Annotated in this window: 4 protein-coding genes and 2 pseudogenes; all 6 read right to left on the reverse strand. The window is 63.3% G+C overall.

The features are described 5' to 3' along the window. Positions 1 to 1,202, reverse strand: a pseudogene (gene ectB, locus A2J01_RS17140) (diaminobutyrate--2-oxoglutarate transaminase); the annotation flags it as partial. 48 nt (positions 1,203 to 1,250) lie between these two features. Further along, on the reverse strand, positions 1,251 to 1,766 hold the full coding sequence (gene ectA, locus A2J01_RS17145) for a diaminobutyrate acetyltransferase (protein ID WP_003944572.1): 516 nt from the start codon (positions 1,764 to 1,766) through the stop codon (positions 1,251 to 1,253). 160 nt (positions 1,767 to 1,926) lie between these two features. Further along, positions 1,927 to 4,026 (reverse strand): RecQ family ATP-dependent DNA helicase, encoded by a 2,100-nt coding sequence (locus tag A2J01_RS17150; RefSeq protein ID WP_030536630.1) that lies wholly within the window; start codon positions 4,024 to 4,026, stop codon positions 1,927 to 1,929. A gap of 39 nt (positions 4,027 to 4,065) precedes the next feature. Then, on the reverse strand, positions 4,066 to 4,887 hold the full coding sequence (locus A2J01_RS17155) for a MerR family transcriptional regulator (protein WP_064113179.1): 822 nt from the start codon (positions 4,885 to 4,887) through the stop codon (positions 4,066 to 4,068). 53 nt (positions 4,888 to 4,940) lie between these two features. Then, entirely contained in the window at positions 4,941 to 5,822 is an 882-nt protein-coding gene (locus tag A2J01_RS17160; RefSeq protein ID WP_054826983.1) for a ribokinase, read from the reverse strand. Beyond that, positions 5,819 to 6,124, reverse strand: a pseudogene (locus A2J01_RS17165) (MFS transporter); the annotation flags it as partial. The gene A2J01_RS17160 and the pseudogene A2J01_RS17165, both read right to left, overlap by 4 nt.

Below are 6,124 nucleotides of genomic sequence, written 5' to 3' on the forward strand. Positions count from 1 at the left end.
TCGGTAATCGTCAGTGCGGGAAGCAGTTTCACAACCTGGTCGGAGGGTCCGGAGGTCTCGGCGAGCAATCCCTCGTCGAATGCCAACTGGCAGACCTTGCCGGCGCGCTCGGGCTGTTCGAAGACGAGGCCCTGAACCAAGCCACGCCCGCGGTGCGAGACCTCGCCGGGGAACTGATCGGAGAGGTTGGCGAAGCATTCGCTGATGCGTGCGCCCTTCTTCAACGTCGTCTTGGTGAGTGCGTCGTCGGACCAGTAGTGGTCGAGTGCCACCTTGGAGGTGACGAACGCCGGGTTGTTGCCGCGGAAGGTGCCGTTGTGCTCGCCCGGTCCCCAGACGTCGAGTTCACGCTTGAACAGCGTGAGCGCCATCGGCATTCCGTAGCCGCTGATCGACTTGGACAACGTGACGATGTCGGGAACGATTCCGGCCTCTTCGAAGGAGAAGAACGGGCCGGTACGGCCGCAACCCATCTGGACGTCGTCGACGATCAACAGGATTCCGCGATCCGAGCACAGTGTTGCCAGCGCCCGAAGCCATTCGGGGCGAGCGACATTGACGCCACCTTCACCCTGCACGGTTTCGACGATCACTGCCGCGGGGCGGTTGATTCCACTGCCGGAATCATCGAGAACGCGGGAGAACCACTGGAAGTCCTCGGTGACGCCGTCGAAGTAGTTGTCGAAGGGCATCGGTGTCGTGTGCACGAGGGGGACACCGGCGCCCGCGCGCTTCATCGAGTTGCCGGTCACGGAGAGTGCACCAAGTGTCATTCCGTGAAATGCGTTGGTGAAGTTGATGACTGCCGAACGTCCGGTGACCTTGCGGGCCAGCTTCAGTGCAGCCTCGACGGTGTTCGATCCGGTCGGGCCGGGGAACTGGACCTTGTAGTCCAGGCCGCGCGGCTCGAGGATGTTGCGCTGAAAGGTCTCGAGGAACTCACGCTTGGCGACTGTCGACATGTCGAGACCGTGCGTGATGCCGTCGCTCATGATGTAGTCGACCAGTGCGGACTTGAGCACCGGGTTGTTGTGGCCGTAGTTGAGGGCGCCGGCACCGGCGAAGAAATCGAGGTAGTCGCGCCCGTTCTCGTCACGAATTCAGGATCCGGATGCGCTGGTGAACACTGCGGGCCAGTCACGGCAGTAGCTGCGAACCTCGGACTCGAGGGTTTCAAAAATGCTTGCTTCGTTGATATTCATATCTTCTTTGTTCCTCCGGGGCATGCTGTATGCCGAGCGCGAAGTGCGCTAGGCGCCGATCGTGTAAAGATCTTCGGCTTCGTGTCCATCGGGAAAATCGTTGGGCGAGAACAAGGTCTGCCTGGTTATCGGTACTTCGCGCCGACGTGCGAGCGCGGTGAAGAGTGCGATCGAAGCCTCGTTGTCGGGGCTGATCGTGGTCTCCAGATGTGTAACACCCAGTGGGGCAGTGCGATCCATCAAGTCGGACAGCATGCGGGCAGCAATTGCCTTGCCGCGCTGGTCTTCGTCGACCGCAACTTGCCACACGAACAGGGTTTCCTGCGCGCTGGGACGGGTATAACCGGAAACGAATCCGACTACGCGGCCGTCTACCTCCGCGACGATGGACGTCGCGCTGAAATCCCTGCACCACAACAGGTATGCATAACTCGAATTGAGGTCGAGCACCTTCGAATCACGTGCGATCTCCCAGAGCCGGACTCCGTCATCGATCTGTGGGCTTCTGAACAACACCGCGTCCGGCGCGGTGGTCGGGATAGCTCTCGTATCAACAGGCTTCATCGGTCATCTGAACGTAACAATCATTGCTGTCGAAGTCATGCAGATGTCCGTTTCGGGCCGTGTGGAACCCGTTGCGCCCCAGGTGAGGACATGAATGTGATGGTGCTCACATTATGTAACTTTTGCCGTTGTCGGAGCGACTATTTCGGGCAAAAACTCGCTATTTCGGGCTTGCGAGCGCCAACGGAAGTACAGAGTGAGCACCAGCCTGTCGAAGTGCGCGCGCGGCCATCGTGAAAGTCCAACCGGTATCGGCGATTGCGTCGACAAGAAGTATCGGTCCCTGGTGGATGCTCATGTCCGGGACTTCCCAAACATCGACCAGTCCGGACACGCGGTAGGCGGAGTTTGCTGCCGACACCGGAGGGTGGTCGGGGCGCAAGCGAAGAGTGCCCAGGTCGGTCAATCGCCCGACCTCGGCCAACTTGGCAGCCAGGCTCGACACCAACAAAGGATGCGTTGTGGATTCGAGGGCCATGACACCGGTGGGTCGCTCGGCCCAATTCCAGGCGGCCAGAACGCTGATACACGCGCTGACCACCGCATCGGGTACCTCGGCGTCGGGACCGTCGAAAAGCGCGCGGAGACGTTGACCCCAGCCCAGGTCCGACATCCGTCCGAGAATGCGCCCGGTTTCGGGCCCCTCGGTGATCTTCCCGGACAGCTTGACGCCCAGCTTGCTCAGGCCGGTCGGCCACATCTTGCGCGGCTCCAGGTCGAATCCGGGGCGCTGCAAGCGCGCCCGAGTCTCGTCGAGGGCGGCGGTGTCGACAGTGGTGTCGTAGCGATTGCCTGTGCAGTTGTCACAGCGACCGCACTGTGAGTTCTCCGAGGTCAGACCAGGATCGTCGAGTTGTTCACGCAGGAAGGTCATTCGACACGTCGTGATGCTCTGGTACTCGACCATTGCGGCCTGCTCGGCCTGGCGAGCGTCGTCGAGTCGGCCGTAGCGCTCGGCGTCGTACACCCAGGGTTCGCCGGTGCTGATCCACCCGCCCTTGACGCGTTTGACCGCGCCGTCGACGTCGAGGACTTTGAGGACCATCTCGAGACGCGTGCGATTGAGCTCCACCAGAGGTTCGAGTGCCGGTGTCGACGTGGCCTTTTCGGTGTCGAGGTGTTCGATGACGCTGCGGACCAGGTGCTCGCGGGGGAAGGCGACCGAGGCGAAGTAACTCCAGATCTGCTTGTCCTCGGCGCCAGGCAGGAGGATCACGTCTGCCCTGTCGGTGGAACGACCGGCGCGGCCCACCTGCTGGTAGTACGAGATCGGCGACGACGGTGCGCCGAGGTGGACGACGAACCCGAGATCAGGCTTGTCGAAGCCCATCCCGAGTGCCGAGGTGGCCACCAGAGCCTTGACGCGATTACCCAACAAGTCCTGCTCGAGAGATTCACGTTCAGTGGGATCGGTCTGGCCCGTGTAGGCGGCGACGGTATGGCCGCGCTCGGAGAGCAGGCTTGCGAGGTCGCGCGCGGCCGAAACCGTCAGCGTGTAGATGATGCCCGAACCCGGCAGCGTCTCGAGCATGTCGGCAAGCCAGGCAGCGCGCGCCGTCGCCTCCGGAATGTGGACTACAGAGAGGTGAAGCGATTCGCGTTCGAGCCCGCCGCGAAGGACGAGGGTTTCCTCACCGCCGACGCCGAGTTGGGCGGACACGTCCTCGACGACGCGGTTGTTGGCCGTCGCCGTGGTTGCGAGGACGGGAATGCCCTCGCCGAGTTCGGCGATCAAGGTCCTGATGCGGCGGTAGTCGGGACGGAAGTCGTGGCCCCAGTCGGAAACGCAGTGAGCCTCGTCGACTACGACCAGGCCGGCATCAGCTGCCAGGGCCGGGAGCACCTGATCGCGGAAGTCAGGGTTGTTCAGGCGCTCGGGGCTGACCAGAAGGACGTCGAGATCATTGGCTGCGACGCGGGCATGGATGTCGTCCCATTCGGTGACGTTGCCCGAATTGATGGTTGCGGCGCGCACTCCGGCACGTTCGGCAGAACTGACCTGGTTTCGCATCAGGGCCAACAACGGAGAGACGATGACGGTGGGGCCGTGGCCCGTTGCCCGGAGCAGCTTCGCCGAGATGAAGTAGACCGCAGATTTGCCCCAGCCGGTCCGCTGTACGACGAGCGCGCGTTTGCGCTGCACCACCAGCGCCTCGATGGCCGTCCACTGGTCCTCGCGTAGGCGGGCATCCGGCCCCGCGAGTTCGCGGAGCAGCCGCTCGGCTTCGTCGCGCATGGCTGGGGCAGTGGCGGTGGTCATGGACCCCATGGTGCACGACGCTGCCGACACGTGCGGGCTTCAGGCCTTGGCAACAGGTTCCTGCAGTTCGGTGACCCAGCCGTCGACATCCTCCGGGCACGCCAGCGTCACCTCACGGCTGGGGCCGGCATTGAGGTATCCCGCTGCGTCGATCCATTGGGCCAACGCCTGATAAGCGGGCAGGCAGTTGTCCATCGAACCCTTGTGCAGCAGCGAGGCCACGTGCTCTTCGGCCCGCAGGTCCACCACAGCGAACTCGTAGTCGCCATCGGGATTCGCGTCTACCGGTAGCGCCGCATGGACGACGACGTTCTCGTCGTCACCGGCATCCTCGTAGTAAGCGACAGCGGGTCCGATCGCGGCGATACCGGCACGATCCAAACCGGTACAAAGGCGCTCGTACAACCCGCGAACCACCGGGCCGATCGACGACGGATCCATCGTCTTGGCGGTACCGGTCAACTCCGCGACCCGCAGCGCCGGAACTGACTTGATCACAACCTCGTATGCGGACATCTGTCCCTCACTTTCGATGATCCGTAGGCGCGCCTGTACATGCGCCAGTCGCGCGGTGTCTTCCTGGATTCGGGTTTCGAGTTCTGCTCGGCGAAGCGTGAGCATCCCGCGGATCTCGTCGACGGTGACCGCCGACTCCACCACTTGCTGGACCTGGGCCAGAGTCAGGCCCAACTCCTTGAGAGCGACGATGCGGTTGAGCAGCGCCAACTGGCCCGCGGTGTACGAGCGATACCCGGTGGATGCGTCGACCCTCGCGGGTCTGAGCAGACCGATGGCGTCGTAGTGGCGGAGCATGCGCACCGACACACGACCTGCTCTCGCGAAGTCTCCGATGCTCAACATCCTTGCTCGCCCCGTTTCTCTCTCACAAACCCGATACCTACAGGTTTACGACCTCACACGGTGTCAGAGTCAAGCTGTCGGTTCAGGACTTTTTCGATCGCAGCGCGAGTGGGTGACGACACCGACGCGCCGCGGACCGTCGTCGCCAGACTTCCCGCCGTGACAGCGAACTGCAGGGCGCGGTCCTGGCCCTGCACCCACTCCACGGCGAAGGCGCCGGTGAAAGCATCGCCTGCGCCAGTTGTATCCACGGGTGTCACGGCCGGGGAGTCGGCGTGGATTGTCTCCTCGCCCGACCGGAGATCCGCGCCGCCGGCCCCGAGGGTCGTGACGAGGTATCGCACGCGACCGGTGACCGCGGACAACTGCTCCGACTCGGTCTGGTTGACGATCAGGATGTCGACAGACTCGATCAGGGCGCCCGGAAGGTCTTGTACCGGTGAAGGATTGAGGATGACAGTTGTTCCGTTGGCGCGCGCGTGCCGGGCCGCTGTGGTGACCGTGTCGAGGGGTATTTCGAGTTGGCACAGGAGAACGTCGGCGTGTGCGATCGCGTCGAGGTCTACTTCGGACAACGAGGTGACCGAGGAATTGGCGCCCGGGACGACGATGATGTTGTTCTCCGCGTCCTCGCTCACGGTGATGGCGGCAACGCCGCTCGGGCCGTCGACACTACGAAGCAACGCGGTGTCGACCCCGGCGTCTTGCAGGGTCTCGCGCAATTGGGTGCCGAAACCGTCGTCGCCGACCGCGCCGACGAACGACACGTCCCCACCGGCCTTCGCGGCGGCGATGGCCTGGTTGCTGCCTTTGCCTCCCGCCGCGGTGGCAAAGGCAGTGCCGAGCAGCGTTTCTCCCGGAGCTGGGAATCTGGACACTGACGTGGTCAGATCCATGTTGATACTGCCGACGACGACGATTCGAGGCGTGCTCATACCTCGAGGTTATCGGCCTTCATTCTCTTTCGACGAACCTTGCGGATGATCCGACGTGCTTCCTCGTCGGTGGCGACGGAGGGCGGAGAGCCGTCGAGTGGCTTGCGTGCGGTCTCGGGGATCATCAGGACTGCGATACCGCCGATCACGGCGGCGATCATCATGTACATCGGTGCGACCAAGTTGCTGCCCGTTGCACTTTCGAGGGCGGTGAGCACCAGGGGAGTGGTCCCGCCGAAGATGGAGACCGCGAGGTTGTATCCGATTGCCAAGCCGCCGTACCTGATTCCGGTCGGAAAGAG

The sequence above is a fragment of the Rhodococcus sp. EPR-134 genome, assembly GCF_001647205.1.
Classification (GTDB): Bacteria; Actinomycetota; Actinomycetes; order Mycobacteriales; family Mycobacteriaceae; genus Rhodococcus_F; species Rhodococcus_F qingshengii.

What these genes read in the sequence shown, in the direction of transcription:
- A2J01_RS17155 (WP_064113179.1), bottom strand. Translation starts at nt 4,887, where the DNA reads ATGTTGAGCATCGGAGACTTCGCGAGAGCAGGTCGTGTGTCGGTGCGC.
- ectA (WP_003944572.1), bottom strand. Translation starts at nt 1,766, where the DNA reads ATGAAGCCTGTTGATACGAGAGCTATCCCGACCACCGCGCCGGACGCG.
- A2J01_RS17150 (WP_030536630.1), bottom strand. Translation starts at nt 4,026, where the DNA reads ATGACCACCGCCACTGCCCCAGCCATGCGCGACGAAGCCGAGCGGCTG.
- A2J01_RS17160 (WP_054826983.1), bottom strand. Translation starts at nt 5,822, where the DNA reads ATGAGCACGCCTCGAATCGTCGTCGTCGGCAGTATCAACATGGATCTG.